We start from the raw sequence: 19,940 nt of genomic DNA on the forward strand, positions 1-19,940 counted from the left end.
ATGCTGGCAGTCGCTGCCGCGCCGCTGCAGGCGCAGCCGGGCAAACCGCCGGTGGCCGTTGAAGTGACGGCCGCGGCGATCAAGTCGATGACGCCGCAGGTCATCGCGACCGGCCAGGTGCAGTCGCGCAGCGGCGCCGACATCGCCGCCGGAATCCAGGGCCGGCTCAGTTACGTGGCCGAGCCCGGCACGACGGTGGCGCGCGGGGGGCTGATCGCGCGGGTCGATGTCGACGACGTGCGGCTGCTGCGCGCGGAGCAGGCGGCCCGGGTCAGCCGTGGCGAAGTCGCGCTGCGGCAGGCACAACGCGAATTCGAGCGCCTGAAGGCCAGCGGCGATGCCATCAGCCGCGTGCAGCTCGATCAGGCCGAGAACACGCGCGATCTGGCCGAGGCCGATCTGCAGATCGCGAAAGCCACGCTCAGCCAGACCGACGAGCGCCTGTCCCGCGCCGAAGTCCGCTCGCCATTCGCCGGCGTCGTGGCCGAACGGCTGCGCCGCGTCGGCGAGGAAGTGAACCGTGGCGATGTCGTGGCGCGCCTGCAGGACGCCGGCCGTGCCGAGATTCGCCTGTTCCTGCCGCTGCGCCATGTCGCTGCGATCCATCCCGGCAGCATGGTGCGCCTGCGCCTTGGCGACGGCCGCACGGCCAATGCCACCGTGCGCGCGGTGGTGCCGGTCGGCGATGCCCGCACGCAGAGCTTCGAGGCGCTGATCGACGTGCCGGCCAGCGATCCGCCGATCGCCGTCGGCCGCAGCCTGTCGGTCGAAGTGCCGCTCGGCACGCCGCAGCAGGCGCTGGCCGTGCCGCGCGACGCGGTCGTCATCCGTCAGGACGGTCTCGCCGTGTTCCGCGTCGCCGGCGACGGCAAGACCGTGGTCCGGGTCCCGGTCAAGACCGGCGTCGCCGAAGGCGAATGGGTGGTGATCGACGGCGCGCTGAAGCCCGGCGAGCGCGTCATCATCCGCGGTGCCGAAGGCCTGCGCGACGGCGACGCCATCGACATCGTCAAAGTCCGCACCGACGGCCGTTCGGCGACTTAATTGGGGTCAGATACGACTTAATTGGGGTCAGATACAGATTATCGACTTAATTGGGGTCAGATACAGATTATCGACTTAATTGGGGTCAGATACACACTATCGCCGCCGCCTGCTCAGACGTAGCGGTAATGCACGCGATTGGTCAGGCCGCAGAACAGCTCGTACGCCAGGGTGCCGGCCCAGTTCGCGACTTCCTCGGCCGGCAGGCCGTCGCCCCACAGCAGCACCGGATCGCCGACGGCGGCCTGCGGCAGCGCGCGCAGGTCGACCGTGATCATGTCCATCGACACCCGGCCGATGATCGGCACCCGGGTGTCGTGGATCAGCACCGGCGCGCCGGTCGGCAGGATGCGGTGCACGCCGTCGGCGTAGCCGACCGCAACGACTCCGACGCGCATCGTTTCCGGACACACGAAGGTTGCGCCGTAACCGATTGATTCGCCGACAGCAACCTCGTGCACGGCAATGAGGCGGCTGGCCACGTTCATCGCCGGCTTCAGGCCGAGATCGCGGCCGACCTTGCCCGGCATCGGGCTCGCGCCGTACAGCATGAGCCCCGGCCGGACCCAGTTCGCGCGCGCCTGCGGCCAGGCGATCAGGCCGGCGGAATTGCCGATCGAACGCTCGCCGGCAATGCCGGCCATCGCCGTCTCGAACGCGGCGATCTGCCTTACGGTCATCGGGCTGTCGACGTCATCGGCGCAGGCCAGATGGGTGATCCAGCCCTGCAGCGTCCAGTTCGGATGCGCCGCCAGCGCCTCGCACAGCATCGGCACCGCGGTCAGCGGGAATCCGAGCCGGTGCATGCCGCTGTCGAGCTTGAACCAGACGGCGAGCCGGGTCTCCGCCGGCAGCGAGGCCAGCAGGTCGAGCTGCCAGCGATCGTGGATGACGATTTCCAAGGTGAGCCGCGCGGCTTCCTCGGCCTCGTCGCGCGACAGGACTCCTTCCAGCAGCGCGATGCGGGTGGCGATGCCGGCATCGCGCAAGGTCACGGCTTCCTCGAGACAGGCCACGGCGAAGGCATCGACACCGGCCTCGGCCAGTGTCGTGGCGACCGGCACGGCACCGTGGCCGTAGGCATCGGCCTTGATCGCGGCCATCACTTTCGATTGCGGCGCGAATGCGCGCACGCAGCAGAGGTTGTGGCGAACGGCGGCGAGATCGACCGTCGCGGTGACGCGGGGAATGGGCATTGCGGCTGGCGAAGAAGGGTTCAGCGGTGCATCAGGTGTTGTACATATACTCCGGCGCCAGATTGTCGAAGCGCGTGTACTTGCCGAGGAACGCGGTCTTGATCTTGCCGGTCGGGCCGGAACGCTGCTTGGCGATGATGATTTCCGCCGTGCCCGCCTGCGCCGATTCCTTGTTGTGGTAATCGTCGCGGTAGACGAACAGGACCATGTCGGCGTCCTGTTCGATCGAGCCGGATTCGCGCAGGTCGGACATGATCGGGCGCTTGTCCTGCCGCGCTTCCAGCGAGCGCGACAGCTGCGACAGCGCGATGATCGGCACCTTCAGTTCCTTGGCCAGCGCCTTGAGCGATCGGGAGATTTCCGAGATCTCGTTGGTGCGGTTCTCGCGGTTGGTCGGCACCTGCATCAGCTGGATGTAATCGACCACGATCAGCGCCAGACCGCTGTGCTTGATCGCCATGCGCCGGGCGCGGCCGGCCAGTTCCTGCGGCGACAGCGAGCCGGTCTCGTCGATGTACAGCGGCGCTTCGCGCAGCAGGCCGCTGGCCGACACCAGCTTGTCGAAATCGTGATCTTCCATCTGGCCGCTGCGCAGCGCCTGCTGGTCGATGCGGCCGAACGACGACAGCACGCGCAGCGCCAGCTGTTCGGCCGACATTTCCATCGAGAACACCGCCGTCGGCTTCTTCAGCACGATCGCGACATGCTCGGCGATGTTCATCGCGAAGCTGGTCTTGCCCATGCCGGGACGGCCACCGACGATGATCAGATCGCCGGCATGCATGCCCTGCGTCATGTTGTCGAGATCGGTGAAGCCGGTCGGCGTGCCGGCGAGGCTGTCCGGGTTGTTGCGCAGGCGCTCCAGCCGGTCCTCGATGGCATCCATCAGGGTCGGCATGTCCTTGGCCTGACTCGCCGCCTTCGAGCCGCGCGCGCGGATCGCGAACACCTGCTGCTCGGCGACGTCGATCAGATCGCCCGGTCGGCGGCCGTCGGGCTGGTAGCCCATCTCGGCAATGTCCTGCCCGGCCGCGATCAGGCTGCGCAGCACCGAGCGTTCGCGCACGATCTCGGCGTAGGCCTTGATGTTCGCGGCCGACGGCGTATCCGCCGCCAGAGTGCCGAGATAGCTGATGCCGCCCGCCTCGTCGAGCTTGCCCTGATGGCGCAGATGCTCGGACAGCGTGACGAAATCGCAGGGTCGCGCCGCATTCAGCAATTCGGCGATCGCGTGGAAGATCAGCCGGTGGTCCTGCGTGTAGAAATCGTCCTCGCTGATCTGGTCGACGAGTTCGTACCAGGCGCGATTGTTGAGCAGCAGGCCGCCGAGCACCGACTGCTCGGCCTCGATCGAATGCGGCGGATGCTTCGGGCTGGCGGCCAGCCGCAGGCTGCCCTGCGCGGCACCGGGAGCGTTCGGATTCGGAAACGGAGTGGCCATCGTGGATTCTCGAAGCGGCCTGACAGCTTGCGCGCAATCGCGTGCGGCTGCGATGGAACAACCTGTGGAAAAGTACTGCAAAAGACCGCCTGCCGCGACTCGGGATGCGATCGATCCGTCGCCGTCCGCAGCGCCGTCACAAACGAATCGGCCCGCGCGAGGCGGGCCGATCCGGTGTCACCGAGACGATCAGGCTTACGCCTTTTCTTCCTCGACGACGACGATCAGCGAGGCTTCGACTTCCGAGTGCAGGCGCACCGACACCGTGTAGGTGCCGACGGTGCGGATCGGGCCTTCCGGCAGATCGATCTCGCTCTTTTCGAGCACATACGGCGTGCCGACGGTGGCGCGGGCGATGTCGGTCGGGCCGACCGAGCCGTACAGCTTGCCTTCGTCGGCGGCCAGCGCCTTGATCGTCACGTGCTTGCCGGCGAGTGCCGCGGCGCGCAGCTTGGCGGCGTTCAGGGTTTCGGCGTACTTCTTCATCAGTTCGGCCTTGCGAACTTCGAAGACTTCCTTGTTGCCGGCGGTCGCGGTCAGCGCCTTGCCCTTCGGCAGCAGGTAGTTGCGGCCGTAGCCGGACTTGACCTTGACGATGTCGCCCAGTTCGCCGAGGTTCGTCACTTTTTCGAGCAGAATCAGTTCCATGGGTTCTTCTCTTATTCGTGGGCGTCGGTGTACGGCAGCAGCGCGAGGTAGCGCGCGTTCTTGATCGCCGAACCGAGCTGACGCTGGTAGCGCGCCTTGGTGCCGGTGATGCGGCTCGGCACGATCTTGCCGTTCTCGGAGACGTACTGCTTCAGCGTGGCCAGATCCTTGTAGTCGATCCGGACGGTGCCTTCAGCCGTGAACTTGCAGCTCTTCTTCTTGCGGAAAAAACGGGACATGGCTTACGCGCTCTCTTCGGTCGTGGTGGCGGCGGCGTCGGCAGCAGCGGCCTCGCCTTCGGCATTGCGCTTGTATTCCGGCTTCTTGTCTTCTTCCGGCGCCTTGAACAGCGGCGACTGCTCGGTTTCCGCCTTGTCCATGCGGATGACCAGCTTGCGGATGACGGCATCGTTGAAGCGGAAGGCGCTTTCGAGTTCCTTCAGCACGGCGTCGGAGCACTCGACGTTCAGCAGCACGTAGTGCGCCTTGTGCAGCTTGGCGACCGGATAGGCCAGCTGGCGTCGGCCCCAGTCTTCCATGCGGTGGACCTTGCCACCGTCGGATTCGACCATGTTCTTGTAGCGCTCGATCATGGCCGGAACCTGATCGCTCTGGTCCGGATGGACCATGACAACAATTTCGTAATGACGCATTGAGACTCCTGAAACAGCCTTGTGGATGCGGTCTGGCTGGTGCCGGACCTGACAGTCCCCCGCTTAAGACGCAAGCGCAACGGGCGGTGGGACAAGGTTTTCCGGTTGGACCACGCAGCGTCCTGCCGGAAAGGTCGCGGAGTTTAAGGGCTGGCGACTTTTCGCGCAATTCAACGGAGTTGGACGCTCGCCGACGTTCCGCCGGCACGGATCACGGCGTGATCACGCAGCAATTGGGATTCGACAGCAGCTCGCGCGAGCGCGCCTCGCCCGCGTCGACATCGACCGGGCGCAGGCGCTGGCGCATGCCGGCCAGCAGCTTGTCGAAGCGCGGCGTCTGTTTCGCGGCGGCGTTGATCTGATCCAGCGCGCGGAAATGGGCGTAGGCCTCGATGTCGTTCTGCGGCAGCACTTCGCCTTCGGCGTACCACGCGGCGAACGTCCACAGTGCGGCGACCGAACCCGCTTCGCGCGCGCGGCCCACGTAGTCGATGGCTTCGGCCTGCAGCGCTTCCTGCTTGGCGCGTTGTTCCGGCGAGCATTCGGCGAGGAACTGGCAGTAATCGTCCGGCGGAATCTTCAGCGGCAGGTTGATCTGGGCCTCGATCACGCCGGCATCTGCAGCCTGCTTCAACCAGTCGCGGAAACCGGTGCGCGCATCCTGTGGAATGCCGTCGCACTGCGCGTACAGATGGCGCAGGGTCGCTTCCTCGGCCTTTGGCGCCGACACTTCCCAGCCGCTGCGACGGCGGGTCTGGTGGATCGCTTCGACGTCCCGGTCGAGCCCGGCCTGATCGACCGGAACCTCGCGGCATTCGTACAGCAGCAGCCCCAGCCGGTACTGCGACACGCGATTGCCGCTCATCGCTTCCGGCAGCAGCGCGGCGTAGCCATCGGCCAGCCGACCTGCCGGCGGCTTGATCCGCACGCGCCGGACCAGCCGCACGGGAATGCCGGACTCGACGACGGCCTTCTCCACGGTCTGCCGCGGCGCGGCCGGCACCGCAGCCTTCGCCGGCTCTGCCGCTTCCGCAGCAGCGGGCGTCGATTCGGCAACGATCGGCGGCGCTGGAACCGGGGCCGACGCACGCTCGGCGATCAGCCACCAGAGAACGACGGCGAGCGTCAGCAGCCCCAGCAGCAGCAGCGCACGCCCGCGGCGCATGCCGATCTCAGCCCTTCTTCTTCAGATTCGCCTTGGCCGGCTTGTGATGACGCTGGCGGAAGGCCTCGTACAGGCAGACGGCCGCCGCAACCGACACGTTGAGGCTTTCGATGCGGCCGCCGTGCATCGGAATGCCGACCACGCGGTCGCAGGTTTCGCGCGTCAGCCGGCGCAGGCCTTCGGCTTCACCGCCCATGACGATCACCAGCGGCCCGGTCAGGTCGACGTCGTAGATCGACTCGCCGCTTTCGCCGGCGAGGCCGACGACCCAATAGCCGAGCTGCTTCAGCTGTTCGAGCTTGCGCACGAGGTTGGTCACCGCGACCACCGGCACGCGTTCGGCCGAGCCGGCGGCCGCCGAGCGCACGGCCGGCGTCAGGCCGACGGCGCGATCCTTCGGGATGACCACGGCATCCACCCCGACAGCATCGGACGTGCGCAGGCAGGCGCCGAGGTTGTGCGGGTCCTGCACGCCATCGAGCACGAGAATGAGGTTATCCGGCGTCGCCGGAAGATCCAGCATCTCTTCGCCGCCGAGATCGCTGGCTTCGATCGCCGCGAGCACGCCCTGATGGCGCAGGCCCGGCGCGCGCAGGTCCAGCGTGTCACGCGAGACCTTGCGCACGGTGATGTTGCGCTTGGCCGCGAGGTCGATCAGCTTTTCGGCGCGGGCATCGCGACGGGTGTCGGCGAGCAGGATCTCGCGCGGCTTGACGCCACCGTCTTCGATCGCCGCGATGACGGCATGAAAGCCGCCGATATAGGTCTCTGCCATGGCACACCGCTGCTGGGGAACGGCGCGCAGTTTAGTCGCTGCGCTCCGACGCTGCCGCCGATCCTCGCTCCGGCAGCGGCGCGAAATAGCCGGCCACCAGCAGGATCACGCCGACGAACAGGAACGCGGTGATCCGCGCCAAGGTGCCGGTGCCGGCGGTATCGACCGCGAACAGCTTGATCGCGACGACGACCATCAGCGCCGCCCCGACCAGCCAGACCGCGCGCAGGCCGCGCCGCGCGGCCCACCACATCGCGCCGAAACCCACGCCGCTCCAGAACACCGAGAACGAGGCCTGCAGCAGCGCCGAATCGAGCAGCGCCAGCCCTTTCAGCGGCGTGCCGGCGGCATAGTGCAGACCGCGCACCAAGGCACCGTTGGCCCAGGCAAAGGCTGCGATGGCCGCCAATGTCGGGGCCAGCGCAAGTTCCGCGTGCGGCATCGGCAACCGCGCCAGCCACTGCCAGTCGACCGGATCACGGCGACGCCACCAGAATACGAGTGCCGCAGCCACTGCCAGCACGCTGAGATCGAGCGGATTCAGCAGCGGCCATGTCGGCAGTGGCGCGGCATTGCCATTGGCGTACAGGCTGCCGTGAACGATCCACAGCAGCAGCCATGCGGCGATCGGGGCGGCAACACCGTGCGCGTACAGCCGCGCATGGTGATGCACCGGCCAGCTGCGCGGAAACGCGGCGATCAGCGCCAGCGCAAACGCGGGGGCCAGACCATGGGCGAGCATCTGCCAGTCGCCGCCGAGCTGATCGCGCAGATGCCAGGCCAGTTCGAGGCTGCCGAGCCAGACCTTCAGCAGCGCCGGCAGCACATGCGCCGCGGGATCGGGCGGAGTGGCCGCATCGCGCTCCGAGCGCCACAGGCCCCAGTAATGCGCGGCGAGCAGCAGCAGCCAGCCGACCGCCCCGCCCTCGTATGACGGCCGGTGATCCAGTGCGATGACCATGCCGCCGATCGCGAACAGCAGCGCCGTGGCGTGGCCGAGCCGCTGCAGCCACGGCCAGACCCGCCGATGGGCCAGAGCCGCGAGCAGTGCCACGGTCAGCGCGCCGAAGGCCAGCGCAAGGCCGGTGGCCCACGGCGAGCGCAGATGCTCGATCTGGCTCAAGCCGGCGAACAGCCACCAGCCAAGCGCCCAGACCGGCGTCAGCTGCGGCAACAGGCGCTCGCGCGGCGTCAACGCATCCGGCGCAGCGCGGTGCAGCGCGATCGCGCTGAACAGGCCCGCAGCGGCCAGCAGCAGCGCACCCGGCACGCCGGTCGCGAACGCGCCGTTCGCCACTCCCGCCCGGTCGATCGCGATCAACAGCGAGATGCCGGCCAGCAGCTGGATCACGACGCCGAAGCCACGCGTCCACGCGCTGCGCTGGCGCAGGCCCAGCCATATGGCACCCGCGCCTTCGAGCGCCCAGGTCGCGGCCGTGGCCTGATCGTCCCAGTACAGCGGCACGGCCAGAGTCAGCAGCACGACACCGATCGCGACGAACGCGGTGCCCGTGGTCTGCCAGTGCTCGCGCCCGCTGCGCAGCAGCCCTGCGGCGACCAGCAGATAGAACAGGCCAAACCCGGCCGAACTGATCGCCAGCCCGTGCGCGAAGTCGATCACGAGGCTTGCCTGCAGCGACAGCACGATCGCCGGCAGTCCGAAGATCAAGGTGCCGGATACCGCGCCGCGCCGCGGCCCGCTGCGCGCCGACAGCACCGTCACCAGCACATACATCCCGAAGAACAGCAGCAGGAAGCATTCGAAACTCGCGAACCATTCCGGGCGATACGCCGTGGCTCGCCACAGAGACGTGATCACGAAGGTGAACACGAAGCCGAGCAGGTTCAGCAGCGCCCAGCCGCGGAACGCCGCCACCGTGAACACGCCGAGGTTCAGCACCGTGTAGTAGCCGAACAGCGCGAGATGACTGCCGTCGCCACCCAGCAGCAGCGGAGCCGCGAAACCGCCGGCAAACCCGATCACGGCCAGCGGCAGCGCGTTCTGGGTCACCGCCAGACCGGCCGATGCGCCGGCGACGATGACCAGCAGCGCGAACGCGAACGTCGGCGGCAGCAGTTGATACAGCCGCAGCGCCGCCAGCACCGTCAGATACAACAGCGCCAACCCGCCACCTTGCAGGGTCAGCGCGTACGACGTCAGCGTCGACCGCAGGCGCCAGCCAAAGCCGATCATCGCGAGCGCACCGGCCGACAAACCCGCCAGCCGCAGTTCGACCGGCAGATAGCCGGCTTCGGCGGCATAGCGGATGAGGTACACCGCGCCGATGAACGTGATCAGCACGCCGAGGCGCGCCAGCGGGTTGCCGCCTTTCGCCCAGTCGATGCAGCGATCGAGCAGCGACGGCGCGGCAGGCGCGCGCGACGCGTCTGAAGCGGTGGCGGTGCTGGGCCGTGTCGGCGGCGGCACAGCACTCGTCGATTCGACTGTGGCCACCGGCTCGGCCCAACCGGCCGATTGCCGCGTCATCGGAACGGATGGCGCTATCGGCGATACCGGCGCTGTCGGTGCGGCAGCGGTCGCCGGCTCGACAGACGTCGGCACGACGGCTTCAGCCGCAGCCTCGGGGAATGATCGCGAGGCCTTCGTCAACCGCGCGTTCAGCGCATCGACTTCCTGTTCCAAGCCGCGCAACCGCCCGAACAGCCAGCCGCACAGCGCGCCAAGCCAGAACGCCTGCACCTGTTCGAGGAGGCCGGCCGCCAGCGCCCCGAACAGCAGGATCCAGCCGATCGGGAAGCTGCGCGTCATCCGGGTCATGGTCGGCATCGGAAAGTCGGTCGGCGGGCTGCCCATGCAACGACGGCATGTCGCGTCAACCGCGCGATGCACCTGTTGCGCGGCGCATCAGGCCACTTTGCGAGCATGCCACCAAGCCGCGTACGGGTGGTCCGGCCGCACGTGTTGATCGAGGAAGTTCTGCAACGGCGCTGGATCATCGATCCAGGCGCTCGCGAGCACCATGCCGCCGTCACGGTCGAACAGCCGCAGCTGCGGGAATCCGCCACCTTCGAAGTACTGCACTCTCAAAACCTCTTCGTAGCGAATGAACTTCTTCCGACCCAGAATCGGGGAATGTCCATGAATGCCCATCGCTGACAGCCTGACGGACACCATCCGCGACAAGGCGGCCATTGCAGCAGCGCTCGCGACAACGCACACCGGCCCCCAGAACGACAGTCGACGGATCATCTCCGGCAGGTCAGGTGCATCAGTGGCGCCTTGGAGATGCGGCAGAACATAGGCCACAACCGATGCACCGAGAAGCATGCCCAAGGCCAAGGACGCACCGTGCTTCGCAGCCCCGCGCAACGACACCTTGAACCTGCGGACTTCCATGCCCGGTTCCTGCATGGCGGGTTCAGCGCGCGCCTTCTGGCGGCATCCAGGCCCTCACTTCGCGGCCTTCGATGATCGGCGCGAACACCAGTTCGACGCGGCGGGTGGCGCCATCGCGCGCGGCGCGGCCTTCGGCGCGGAGCCGGCCGCCGGCGACACCCTGACCGGACAGATACGCCGCGACCGCCGTCGCGCGGCGTTCGGCCAGGCCGGCATCGGCTTCGGCATCGCTGTGACCGATCACGTGGATGACCCAGGCGCCGGCGCTGCGGCTGGCCACGACCGCATCGGCCAGCGGCAGCAACAGTTCCGGTCTCAACTGCGCACTGCCGACTTCGAATGCGAGATCGGCATCGAGCAGCACCCGCGTCGGGCGATCCTTCGCCGTCAGCAGCTTGCAGGCAGCCTTGCAGCCGGCGAGCTTCCCCGCCAAGGCCGCGTTGAAGGCGCTGATCACGGCCGCGGACTGCGCCTCGCCGATTGCGCCAACGGTCTGGAACGCGGTCGGAAACGATACCGGTGCTTGGGCCGTTGCGACCGGCGCAGGACCGGCGATGGCCACTGCGTCCGGCGCGGTCGCTGGCTGGCTGGCGCAGCCGGCCAGCGCAACGGCACCCGCCAGCATCAGCATGCGGAAGCTGTACTTGACGGTCTGCATCGGGATCACCGGCGCCGCCCTCCGCGACCGCCGCCACCGGACTTCGGCTTGCCACCGTCGCGCGCGGCATCGCGACGCGGGTTGCGGCCATCGTCGCGACCGCCGCCGTGACCGGTGTCGTTCGAGCCGGATTTGCCGCCCTTCTCGACGATCTCCAGATCGATCTTGCGCTCGTCCAGGCTGACCCGGACCACTTTCACCCGGATCTTCTGACCGAGCGCGTAGACGGTCTTCGAGCGGCTGCCGACCAAGCGCTGGTGCTTGGCCTCGTACTCGTAGAAATCGCCCTTCAGCTGCGAGACATGCAGCATGCCTTCGATGTACAGGCCGACCAGATCGACGAACAGGCCGAACGGCGCCACGCTGGCCACGATGCCGTCGAAGTCCTCGCCCACGCGGTGGCGCATGAACTCGCACTTGAGCCAAGTGTTGACGTCGCGCGTGGCGTCATCGGCGCGGCGCTCGGCCATCGAGCAATGCGCACCCAGCGCTTCCATCTCCGGCAGCGTGTAGGTGAAGGTCTTGGGCTTGCCCTTGGCGATGACGTGCTTGATCGCCCTGTGCAGCAGCAGATCGGGATAGCGGCGGATCGGGCTCGTGAAGTGCACGTAGTGCGTCAGCGCCAGACCGAAGTGACCGTCATTGGCCGGCTGATAGCGCGCCTGCATCAGCGAACGCAGCATCACGGTCTGGATCAGGCTCGCATCCTCGCGGCCCTTCACGCTGGCCAGCAAGGTCGCGTAATCCTTCGCCACCGGCGTTTCGCCGCCACCGAGGCGCAGGCCGCGGCCAGCGAGGAACTCGCGCAGGATCGATACCTTGTCGCCGTCCGGCATCTGATGCACGCGGTACAGCGCCGGCATCTTGTGCTTGTCGACCAGCAAGGCACCCTGCACGTTCGCCGCGATCATGCATTCCTCGATCAGGCGATGGGCGACATTGCGCTGCACCGGCACAATCTTCTCGATCTTGCGGCCTTCGCCGAACACGATCTTGGTTTCCGTGCCTTCGAAGTCGATCGCGCCGCGGGCTTCGCGGGCGGCGAACAGCGCTTCGAAGACATCCTTGAGTGTGTTCAGCGGCTTCAGCAGTTCCGGCTGCGCTCGCGCCTGCTCGCAGTCGGGGTTTTCCAGCATCGCAGCGACGTCGTCATAGATCAGCCGCGCCTTCGAGCGCATGACCGCCGGGTAGAAGGTGGACTTGCTGACCTCGCCGTCCTTGGCCACGCGCATCTCGCAGACCATGCACAGGCGATCGACCTTCGGGTTCAGCGAGCACAGGCCGTTCGACAGCGCTTCCGGCAGCATCGGAATGACGTTGTTCGGGAAATACACTGAGGTGCCGCGCTCGGTCGCTTCGGCATCGAGTGCCGAACCCGGCGTGACATAGGCGGAAACATCGGCGATCGCCACCCACAGCTTCCAGCCGCCGCCGCGCCAGCCCTTGACCGGCTCGGCGTAGACCGCGTCGTCGAAGTCGCGGGCATCGGCACCGTCGATGGTCATCAGACCCAGCTCGCGCAGATCGACGCGATCGCCCCACTGCGCCGGCGTCACCACCGGGCCGAAAGCCTCGGCTTCGGCTTCGACGCCTTCCGGCCACTCGAACGGCAGCTTGTGGGCGCGAATTGCCGCGGCGATCTCCATGCCCGGCGCCATGTGGTCGCCCAGGATCTCGACCACCTTGCCGACCGGCATCGTGCGATCGCCCGGAGGCGCGGTCAGCTCGGCCACGACCATCTGACCGGGCTTGGCACCGCCCAGCGCACTGGCGGGCACCACGAGTTCCGGATTCTTCGGATTGCTCGGGATCACGGTGAAGATGCCGCCACCGCCGATGCTCGAGGCATGCAGGCGACCCACCACCTGGGTGGTGCCGCGTTCGAGCACATCGACCAGCGAGCCTTCGCGGCGGCCGCGGGCATCGGTGCCGGTGATGCGCACGCGCACGCGGTCGCCGTTCATCAGGGAATTCATCTGGCGCGGTGACAGGAACACGTCGCCGGACTTGTCGCCCGGTGCCGCGCCATCGGGCTGGACGAAGCCGTAGCCATCGCGATGCGCCAGCACCTTGCCGTCGACCAGAATGCCGGAGCGCGGCACCGCTTCGATGGTCTCGCCGCTTTCGGTCAGCACCGGGCGATAGGCGCCGCGACGATCCGCCGCTTCGAGCTGGCCTTCGCGCGCCATCGCAACCAGACGCTTGGTGAACGCTTCCTGCTCGTTGAGCTTCTTCAGGCCGAAATGCGCGATCAGCTCGTCGAGCGTCATCGGCTCGGCGGAATCGACCAGCGTCTTCAGGATGTGGTTGCGGCTCGGCAGCGGACTGGCGTAGCGCGTCGACTCGGCCGCGAACTCGGCGTCGGCGGAGCGCCAGTCGCTGGGCTCCGGCGCGCTCTTGCGGCCCCAGTTGAAGCCGCCGGTCTTGGCCTTCTTCGGCATCACGGGTGTCTTGTCGTCGGCGCCGTCGCGGCGTCCCGAATTATTTTTCGATTTCTTCATTGACAGACCCCCCGGGTCTGATTAATCTGCGCGCCCTGAGCCGAGGTGGCGGAATTGGTAGACGCACTAGTTTCAGGTACTAGCGGGTAAAACCGTGGAGGTTCGAGTCCTCTCTTCGGCACCATCTTATAAAGCGGTTGAAGCATCTCAAGGCCACCCTCGCGGTGGCCTTTTTCTTTTGTCACTTCGTTCAAACCTCTCAAGAATCCTGTTTCCCGTTGTGGGGCATGCCGCGGCGAGCCTGTGCCCGCCGCGGTCCCGATGAATCGATTGCGCGCGCTCAACCGAACGGGTTGCGCAGCACGATCGTGTGATCGCGGTCCGGGCCGGTCGAGATGATCGCGACCTCGGCACCCGATACCGCTTCCATGCGCTTCAGATAGGCCCGTGCGTTGGCCGGAAGCGCGTCGTAACTGGTGACGCCATAGGTCGACTCCGACCAGCCCGGCAGGTCCTCGTAGACCGGCTTGACGTCGATGAAGCCCTCGGCACCGATCGGCAGCGTTTCCACCGCCTTGCCGTTGACCATGTAGCCGGTGCAGATGCGGACCGTCTCCATGCCGTCGAGCACGTCGAGCTTGGTCACGCACAGGCCCGAGACGCTGTTGTTGAAGATCGAGCGACGGGCAGCCACGGCATCGAACCAGCCGCAACGACGCGGACGGCCGGTGACGGTGCCGAACTCCTTGCCCTTCTCGCGGATCAGCTGGCCGATTTCGTCTTCGAGCTCGGTCGGGAACGGACCCGAGCCGACCCGCGTGGCGTAGGCCTTGACGATGCCGAGCACGTAGTCGAGGTTGCGCGGGCCGACACCGGACCCGGTGGCCGCACCGCCCGCCGTCGTGTTGCTCGACGTCACGTACGGATAGGTGCCGTGGTCGATGTCGAGCAGCGCACCCTGCGCGCCTTCGAACAGCACGTTGTCGCCCTTGGCCAGCTGCAGGCGCAGCAACTCGGTCACATCCGCCACCATCGGCCGGATGATCTCGGCGTAGCGCAGCAGATCGTCGAGCGTGGTCTGGAAGTCGACCGGCGTTTCCTTGAAGTAGTTGACCAGCACGAAGTTGTGATACGCCAGCAGCTCGCCGAGCTTGGCGGCCAGCACTTCGCGGTGGAACAGGTCGCTGACGCGGATCGCCCGGCGCGCCACCTTGTCCTCGTACGCCGGGCCGATGCCCTTGCCGGTGGTGCCGATCTTGGCCTCGCCACGGGCGCGCTCGCGCGCCTGATCGAGCTTGGCGTGCACCGGCAGCACCAGCGGGGCCGCTTCCGAGATCTTCAAACGACCGCGGACTTCGCAGTTGATCGCTTCGAGCTTCTCGATTTCCTTGATCAGGTCCGGCAGCGACAGCACCACACCGTTGCCGATCAGGCAGGCCACGCCAGGCCGCATGATGCCGCTCGGGATCAGGTTCAGCGCCGTCTTGACGCCGTTGATCACCAGCGTGTGACCGGCGTTGTGACCCCCCTGGAAGCGGACGACGGCCTGGACCTTGTCGGTCAGCAGATCGACGATCTTGCCCTTGCCTTCATCACCCCACTGCGCGCCAATGACGACGACTGACTTGCCCATGTTCTTCCTCAAGCTCTGATTCAACTGCGCCAGCCACGACGGCCGCGCGTGCAGGGGGCAGCTGCCCCGTTGGTGGCTCCGGCGATGCCCGGCAGCTGGCGCAAGCGCTGCTGACAAACCTTGCTGGACCGTTGCGAAAATCTCGTGCCGCGACGACAGGCCACGACCACCCGCAGCCTCTGTCGCGAACGTCCGGACGCGCGCGGCATCCGGACCTCGCCCGACTCAGCGCTGGCCGAGCCGAAGCAGTTCGTTGACATCGGCCGAAAAGCCGGTGGCCGGCCGCGCGCCGCGCTCGCCATCGAAGCGGCCGCCACGCGCCACCTCGCGGCCGTGTCCCGGCACGAAGGCCGCGAACACAAGCCCCGACTGATAGCGATAACCGCGCAGCTCGGCCAGATCGATGTGCAGCGGTGCTGCGTGCGGCAGTGCCGCCAGATGCGCGGCCGCCTGCTCCAGCGATGACAGCGCATCGGCAATCGCGGGATCGACCGTATCCAGTGTCTGCCGCGCGCGTTGCAGCACGCTGACATCGCCGTTCAGATCCATCAGCGCCGACAGGTTTCGTGCCACCGCCGCCGGCAGCGATCGCGCGGCGGCGAACTCCCGCAGGTCCGGCTGCGACTTGCGCTGCAGGATGTCGAACACCGCGCTTTCGTCGTCGGCATCGAGCTGCAGGCGTGCCGCCAGCGCGCGGAAGATGCCGACGTGGCCGAGATCGACATGGGCATCGTCGATGCCGGCCAGCCGCAAGGTGTCGAGCATCAGCCGCAGGATCTCGAGATCGGCGTCGAGCGAGGCATCGCCGAACACTTCGCAGCCCACCTGGCGCGGCGCCCGCGAGCCGCCCAGGCTGTCCGGGCTGGCGCGCAGCACGGTGCCGAGGTAGCACAGGCGCACCACCGGCACGTCGCTGAAGTGTCGGGCAGCAATGCGCGCCGCCTGCGGCGTCATGTCGGCGCGCAGGCCGAGCAGACGGCCGCCGACCGGATCGGTCAGCTTGAAGGTCTGGTCTTCGAGATCGCGTCCGGCGCCGCTCAGCAGCGTGTCGAGATGCTCGATCAGCGGCGGCAGGATCAGCTCGTAGGACTGCGAGCGGTAGTGGTCCAGCAGGGCACGACGCAGCGCTTCGACGCGCCAAGCCGTGTTCGGCAGCGCTTCTTCAACGCCGTCGGGAAGCATCCAGAGTCGTGTCACGGTGCGATCAAGGTGGAGGCGCGCATCAGCTCGCCCAGTGAATCCATTGCAGCAAGACCAGTCCCGCCAGCATCGCTGCCAGACCGGCACCGCGCAGCCAGCGATCCGGCAGTCCCGCGAGCCGGATGTAGGCCTCCTTCGACGACGCCGGTGCCAGAAACGGCAAGATGCCTTCCAGCACCAGCATCAGCGCGGCCGCCCGCATCAGGTCGAGCCACATGCGGCGTGCCGACAGCGCTCAGGCGCGACGATCGCAGCCATCGTTCACCGGCCGAGATCGCTCTGCTTCAGATACTTGAAGAACTCGCCGGTCGGCTCGAGCACCAGCACATCCTTCTGATCGCGGAACGAGTCGCGGTAGGCGTTCAGCGCGCGGTAGAAGGCGTAGAACTCGGCGTCGACACCATAGGCCTTGGCGGAAATCTCGGCGGTACGGGCATCGCCCTCGCCTCTGAGCTTCTCGGCTTCGCGATACGACTCGGCGATCGTCGTCTGGGCGCTGCGATCGGCTTCGGCGCGAATCTTCTCGGCCTCTTCGAAACCGCGGGCGCGGAGGTCCGATGCCACGCGCGTGCGCTCGGCGCGCATGCGCTCGTACACCGAATCGCTGACCGATCGCGGCAGGTTGATGCTCTTGATCCGCACGTCGACCAGTTCGATGCCCAGTTCCTTGACGCGGGTCTGGGCAGTCTTTTCCAGCGCCGCCATGATCTCGTCACGTTCGCCGGAGATCGCCTGCTGGATCGTGCGGCTGCCGAACTCGGCACGCAGGCCCGGATTGATGATCGCGGCCAGACGATTCTCGGCCACGGCATCGTCACCGCCGGTGGCGCGGTAGTAGTTGCCGATGTCGGCGATCCGCCACTTGACGAAGAAATCGACCTCGACGTTCTTCTTCTCGACCGTCAGGAAGGTTTCCGTCTGGTTGTCGAGCGTCAGCACGCGGTTGTCGAACTTCTTGACCGATTCGATCATCGGCAGCTTGAAGTGCAGGCCGGCCTTGTAGTCCTGGCCCTGGACTTCGCCGAACTTGAACAGCAGCGCGGTCTCGCGCTGATCGACGACGAAAAAGCTGTTGACGAGGATCAGCAGCGCCGCGAGGACGCCACCGAGGATGAGGGTTTGCCGATTGCTCAGATTCATGGGGTCGGCTCCTTAGCGGGCGCGGTCGCGCGAGCGCGCGGCGGCATCGTCGGTGCTGTTGCGGGTCGGGGACGTGCGCAGCGGCGAACTGGCACCGCCGTCGACCGTCGGATCAACACCCTTCTGGGCGTTCTTCAGCAACTGCTCCAGCGGCAGGTAGAACGCCGGATTGCTCTTGCTGACGTCGACCAGCACCTTGCTGCTGCCGGCGTAGACCTCGGTCATCGCATCGAAGTAAAGGCGCTTGCGGGTGATCTGCGGCGCCTTCTTGTATTCCTCGACCAGCGCCGTGAAGCGCGCCGCGTCGCCCTGTGCGCGGGCCACGGTCTGATCGCGGTACGCGGTCGCTTCGGCGATGCGTCGAGCCGCTTCGCCACGGGCGCGCGGCAGACGGTCGTTGGCATAGGCCTCCGCCTCGTTCTGCAGGCGTTCCTTGTCCTCGCGCGCCTTGATCGCATCGGCAAACGCGGCCTGCACCTGTTCCGGCGGCTGCGCCTGCTGCAGGTTCACTTCCGTGATGATCAAGCCGGTCTTGTACTTGTTCAGGCGTTCCTGCAACCCGGTCTTGATCTGGTCCGCCACGGCCTGGCGACCATCGGTCAGGATGAAGTCCATGGTCGACCGGCCGACGACTTCGCGCGACGCCGCCTTGGTCACCTGCTGCAGGGTCTTGTCCGGATCGGCAACGTTGAACAGGTAGTCCTCGGCCGAGGTGATGCGGTACTGCACCGAGAGTTCCAGATCGACGATGTTCTCGTCCTGCGTCAGCATCGTCGCGCGGTCGGTGACCTGGCGAACCTTGGTGAACGGAATCTTCTCGACCCGCTCGATCGGCCATGGCTTGTGCCACGACAGGCCCGGGCCGGTGGTCTCGACGTAGCTGCCGAAGCGCGTGATCACCGCGCGCTCCTGTTCGTCGACCGTGTAGAAGCCGGAAAACACCCAAAGCGCGGCGATCAGCACGAGGACGACGCCGGCAAGACCGCTCGGCAGCTTGCCGCTGCCGGCACCCGTGCCGCGATTGCCGCCACCGCCGCCAAACCAGCGGGCCTTGATGCGCTTCAGCAGCGCATCGAGATCAGGGGGCCCGTCGTTGCCGCGCTTGCCGCCGGAATTCGAATTCCACGGGTCGCGGCCGGGGCCCGGCTCGTTCCAAGCCATCAGAGGACTACTCCAGTGCAAGACATCAATGAATGATCGGTTTTGACGGGCGCGCGAACGGCGGCGCGCACGGTCGGGAATCGGAAGGACATCGTGGTCGGCCCGGAATTTTAGTTCAGCGCCGGCGTCACGCGAACCGGCAGGCTGACGCCAGCCTCGTGACACAGGCGTTCCAGGCGCGAGTACGGCAGGCGCACGCGCAGGCGCGAGCTGCCATCGTCGTCCGTGCTTTCCGAGATCACGGCATGCAGCTGGTAGAGCTGGGCGCGCAGCTTCGCGGCCCGCGGCGGCAGCAGCAGGTCTTCCTCGGACAAGTCCGGATACAGGCGCGCGGCGATCGCGGTTCGCAGCAGGTCCAGGCCTTCACCGCTGCGGGCGCTGAGAAAAACCCGCTGCGGCACGCCGAGATCATCCAGCTCGATGCGCGGCGTTTCCCCTTCGCGCAAGTCGATCTTGTTGAACACCTGCAGACGCGGCACGTCGTCGGCGCCGATCTCCTTCAGCACTTCCTCGACCTGCTCGATGCGCGCGCCGCGCTCGGAATCTCCGGCGTCGATCACGTGCAGCAGCAGTTCGGCGTCGCGCGATTCCTCGAGCGTGGCCCGGAATGCGGCGATCAGGTCGTGCGGCAGATCGCGGATGAAGCCGACGGTATCGGCCAGCACCGCGGTTTCGCCGGTCGGCAGCTCGACCTTGCGGACCGTCGTGTCGAGCGTCGCGAACAGCTGGTTCGACGCGAACGTGGCATCGCCGGTCATCGCGTTGAACAGGGTCGACTTGCCGGCGTTGGTGTAGCCGACGAGCGACACCGTCGGGATTTCCGCGCGCTGGCGGCCCTGGCGATTCTGCGCACGGCGGCTCTTCACCGTTTCCAGCTGCTTCTTCAGCGTGTCCATGCGGCCACGCAGCAGGCGGCGATCGATTTCGAGCTGGGTTTCGCCCATGCCGCCGCGAAGGCCGATACCGCCCTTCTGACGTTCAAGATGCGTCCAGCCGCGAACCAGCCGCGTCGCCATATGGTTCAAACGGGCCAGTTCGACCTGCAGCTTGCCTTCGTGCGAGCGCGCCCGGCGCGCGAAAATGTCGAGAATCAGGCCGGCGCGATTGATCACTCGGCATTCGAAGCGCTTTTCGAGATTGCGCTCCTGGCTCGGGCTCAGATCGTGGTTGAAGACGATCAGTTCGGCACCGGCGGCTTTCGCGGTGATCGCGATTTCGTCGACCTTGCCGCTGCCGGCATAGGTGCCGGCGTCCGGACGCTCGCGCTTGCCGCCGATGACGCCGACGACGTTCAGACCCGCGGAGCGTGCGAGTTCGATGAACTCGACGCGATCAGCTTCGAAGTCGGTGCCGGAGAATTCGAGGTGGACCAGAACCGTCTTCTGCGCGCCCGCCGCCGTCTGGTCGGCAGTCGCGTACGGCGGGGG

General features: G+C 67.0%; 18 protein-coding genes and 1 tRNA gene. 2 read left to right on the plus strand and 17 right to left on the minus strand.

Annotated elements, in window-relative coordinates; translation table 11 throughout:
* Nucleotides 1-1,044 (plus strand): efflux RND transporter periplasmic adaptor subunit, encoded by a 1,044-nt coding sequence (locus QZ951_RS11225; protein ID WP_293000681.1) that lies wholly within the window; start codon nucleotides 1-3, stop codon nucleotides 1,042-1,044.
* 113 nt (nucleotides 1,045-1,157) lie between these two features.
* Here the strand turns inward: QZ951_RS11225 and alr are convergent, their stop codons facing one another.
* The 11 genes from alr to rnr form a co-directional block, all read right to left on the minus strand.
* Nucleotides 1,158-2,240, minus strand: a complete 1,083-nt coding sequence (gene alr / locus QZ951_RS11230; RefSeq protein ID WP_293000682.1) for an alanine racemase — start codon at nucleotides 2,238-2,240, stop codon at nucleotides 1,158-1,160.
* A 31-nt stretch (nucleotides 2,241-2,271) separates the two neighbouring features.
* Nucleotides 2,272-3,624 (minus strand): replicative DNA helicase, encoded by a 1,353-nt coding sequence (dnaB, locus tag QZ951_RS11235; protein WP_366943880.1) that lies wholly within the window; start codon nucleotides 3,622-3,624, stop codon nucleotides 2,272-2,274.
* Nucleotides 3,625-3,876: 252 nt separating this feature from the next.
* The gene (rplI, locus tag QZ951_RS11240; RefSeq protein ID WP_293000684.1) at nucleotides 3,877-4,329 is read right to left on the minus strand and encodes a 50S ribosomal protein L9; all 453 of its coding nucleotides are present in this window, start codon (nucleotides 4,327-4,329) and stop codon (nucleotides 3,877-3,879) included.
* 11 nt (nucleotides 4,330-4,340) lie between these two features.
* Nucleotides 4,341-4,568 carry a 30S ribosomal protein S18 gene (rpsR, locus tag QZ951_RS11245; RefSeq protein WP_293000685.1) on the minus strand — a complete coding sequence of 76 codons (228 nt, stop codon included), beginning with the start codon at nucleotides 4,566-4,568 and terminating at the stop codon, nucleotides 4,341-4,343.
* Between the two features lie 3 nt (nucleotides 4,569-4,571).
* Nucleotides 4,572-4,982, minus strand: coding sequence for a 30S ribosomal protein S6 (gene rpsF / locus QZ951_RS11250; RefSeq protein WP_293000686.1), 411 nt, complete (start codon nucleotides 4,980-4,982; stop codon nucleotides 4,572-4,574).
* 211 nt (nucleotides 4,983-5,193) lie between these two features.
* Nucleotides 5,194-6,147 (minus strand): hypothetical protein, encoded by a 954-nt coding sequence (locus tag QZ951_RS11255; RefSeq protein ID WP_293000687.1) that lies wholly within the window; start codon nucleotides 6,145-6,147, stop codon nucleotides 5,194-5,196.
* A 7-nt stretch (nucleotides 6,148-6,154) separates the two neighbouring features.
* Nucleotides 6,155-6,922 (minus strand): 23S rRNA (guanosine(2251)-2'-O)-methyltransferase RlmB, encoded by a 768-nt coding sequence (rlmB, locus tag QZ951_RS11260; protein ID WP_293000688.1) that lies wholly within the window; start codon nucleotides 6,920-6,922, stop codon nucleotides 6,155-6,157.
* Nucleotides 6,923-6,953: 31 nt separating this feature from the next.
* Nucleotides 6,954-9,710, minus strand: coding sequence for a DUF2339 domain-containing protein (locus QZ951_RS11265; protein WP_293000689.1), 2,757 nt, complete (start codon nucleotides 9,708-9,710; stop codon nucleotides 6,954-6,956).
* Between the two features lie 78 nt (nucleotides 9,711-9,788).
* Nucleotides 9,789-10,295 carry a hypothetical protein gene (locus QZ951_RS11270; RefSeq protein ID WP_293000690.1) on the minus strand — a complete coding sequence of 169 codons (507 nt, stop codon included), beginning with the start codon at nucleotides 10,293-10,295 and terminating at the stop codon, nucleotides 9,789-9,791.
* 7 nt (nucleotides 10,296-10,302) lie between these two features.
* Nucleotides 10,303-10,938, minus strand: a complete 636-nt coding sequence (locus tag QZ951_RS11275; protein WP_293000691.1) for an OmpA family protein — start codon at nucleotides 10,936-10,938, stop codon at nucleotides 10,303-10,305.
* A 5-nt stretch (nucleotides 10,939-10,943) separates the two neighbouring features.
* Nucleotides 10,944-13,439, minus strand: coding sequence for a ribonuclease R (gene rnr / locus QZ951_RS11280; RefSeq protein WP_293000692.1), 2,496 nt, complete (start codon nucleotides 13,437-13,439; stop codon nucleotides 10,944-10,946).
* A 39-nt stretch (nucleotides 13,440-13,478) separates the two neighbouring features.
* On the opposite strand from rnr, the gene QZ951_RS11285 reads away from it, so the two are divergent.
* Nucleotides 13,479-13,563 (plus strand) — tRNA-Leu (locus QZ951_RS11285).
* Between the two features lie 156 nt (nucleotides 13,564-13,719).
* On the opposite strand, the gene QZ951_RS11290 is transcribed toward QZ951_RS11285, so the two are convergent.
* The 6 genes from QZ951_RS11290 to hflX all read right to left on the minus strand — a co-directional run bounded on the left by QZ951_RS11290 (nucleotide 13,720) and on the right by hflX (nucleotide 19,886).
* On the minus strand, nucleotides 13,720-15,012 hold the full coding sequence (locus tag QZ951_RS11290; protein WP_293000693.1) for an adenylosuccinate synthase: 1,293 nt from the start codon (nucleotides 15,010-15,012) through the stop codon (nucleotides 13,720-13,722).
* 225 nt (nucleotides 15,013-15,237) lie between these two features.
* On the minus strand, nucleotides 15,238-16,209 hold the full coding sequence (locus tag QZ951_RS11295; protein ID WP_293000694.1) for an ATP phosphoribosyltransferase regulatory subunit: 972 nt from the start codon (nucleotides 16,207-16,209) through the stop codon (nucleotides 15,238-15,240).
* A gap of 25 nt (nucleotides 16,210-16,234) precedes the next feature.
* Nucleotides 16,235-16,429 (minus strand): DUF2065 family protein, encoded by a 195-nt coding sequence (locus QZ951_RS11300; RefSeq protein ID WP_293000695.1) that lies wholly within the window; start codon nucleotides 16,427-16,429, stop codon nucleotides 16,235-16,237.
* A 44-nt stretch (nucleotides 16,430-16,473) separates the two neighbouring features.
* On the minus strand, nucleotides 16,474-17,352 hold the full coding sequence (gene hflC / locus QZ951_RS11305; protein WP_293000697.1) for a protease modulator HflC: 879 nt from the start codon (nucleotides 17,350-17,352) through the stop codon (nucleotides 16,474-16,476).
* Nucleotides 17,353-17,364: 12 nt separating this feature from the next.
* Nucleotides 17,365-18,513, minus strand: a complete 1,149-nt coding sequence (hflK, locus tag QZ951_RS11310) for an FtsH protease activity modulator HflK (RefSeq protein WP_293000698.1) — start codon at nucleotides 18,511-18,513, stop codon at nucleotides 17,365-17,367.
* A gap of 110 nt (nucleotides 18,514-18,623) precedes the next feature.
* A complete protein-coding gene (hflX, locus tag QZ951_RS11315) occupies nucleotides 18,624-19,886 on the minus strand; it encodes a ribosome rescue GTPase HflX (RefSeq protein ID WP_366943881.1) in 1,263 nt (420 codons plus the stop codon).
* Nucleotides 19,887-19,940: the final 54 nt, after the last annotated feature.

Origin of the sequence: Nevskia sp. (assembly GCF_021732705.1) — a bacterium.
GTDB lineage: Bacteria > Pseudomonadota > Gammaproteobacteria > Nevskiales > Nevskiaceae > Nevskia.

Bases quoted from the DNA above. Each gene is read 5' to 3' on its own strand.
- hflK (WP_293000698.1), bottom strand. From the start codon at position 18,513: ATGGCTTGGAACGAGCCGGGCCCCGGCCGCGACCCGTGGAATTCGAAT.
- QZ951_RS11265 (WP_293000689.1), bottom strand. From the start codon at position 9,710: ATGCCGACCATGACCCGGATGACGCGCAGCTTCCCGATCGGCTGGATC.
- QZ951_RS11275 (WP_293000691.1), bottom strand. From the start codon at position 10,938: ATGCAGACCGTCAAGTACAGCTTCCGCATGCTGATGCTGGCGGGTGCC.
- rlmB (WP_293000688.1), bottom strand. From the start codon at position 6,922: ATGGCAGAGACCTATATCGGCGGCTTTCATGCCGTCATCGCGGCGATC.
- rpsF (WP_293000686.1), bottom strand. From the start codon at position 4,982: ATGCGTCATTACGAAATTGTTGTCATGGTCCATCCGGACCAGAGCGAT.
- QZ951_RS11225 (WP_293000681.1), top strand. From the start codon at position 1: ATGCTGGCAGTCGCTGCCGCGCCGCTGCAGGCGCAGCCGGGCAAACCG.
- QZ951_RS11300 (WP_293000695.1), bottom strand. From the start codon at position 16,429: ATGTGGCTCGACCTGATGCGGGCGGCCGCGCTGATGCTGGTGCTGGAA.
- QZ951_RS11255 (WP_293000687.1), bottom strand. From the start codon at position 6,147: ATGCGCCGCGGGCGTGCGCTGCTGCTGCTGGGGCTGCTGACGCTCGCC.
- rplI (WP_293000684.1), bottom strand. From the start codon at position 4,329: ATGGAACTGATTCTGCTCGAAAAAGTGACGAACCTCGGCGAACTGGGC.
- alr (WP_293000682.1), bottom strand. From the start codon at position 2,240: ATGCCCATTCCCCGCGTCACCGCGACGGTCGATCTCGCCGCCGTTCGC.
- QZ951_RS11270 (WP_293000690.1), bottom strand. From the start codon at position 10,295: ATGCAGGAACCGGGCATGGAAGTCCGCAGGTTCAAGGTGTCGTTGCGC.
- rnr (WP_293000692.1), bottom strand. From the start codon at position 13,439: ATGAAGAAATCGAAAAATAATTCGGGACGCCGCGACGGCGCCGACGAC.
- hflC (WP_293000697.1), bottom strand. From the start codon at position 17,352: ATGAATCTGAGCAATCGGCAAACCCTCATCCTCGGTGGCGTCCTCGCG.
- rpsR (WP_293000685.1), bottom strand. From the start codon at position 4,568: ATGTCCCGTTTTTTCCGCAAGAAGAAGAGCTGCAAGTTCACGGCTGAA.
- QZ951_RS11290 (WP_293000693.1), bottom strand. From the start codon at position 15,012: ATGGGCAAGTCAGTCGTCGTCATTGGCGCGCAGTGGGGTGATGAAGGC.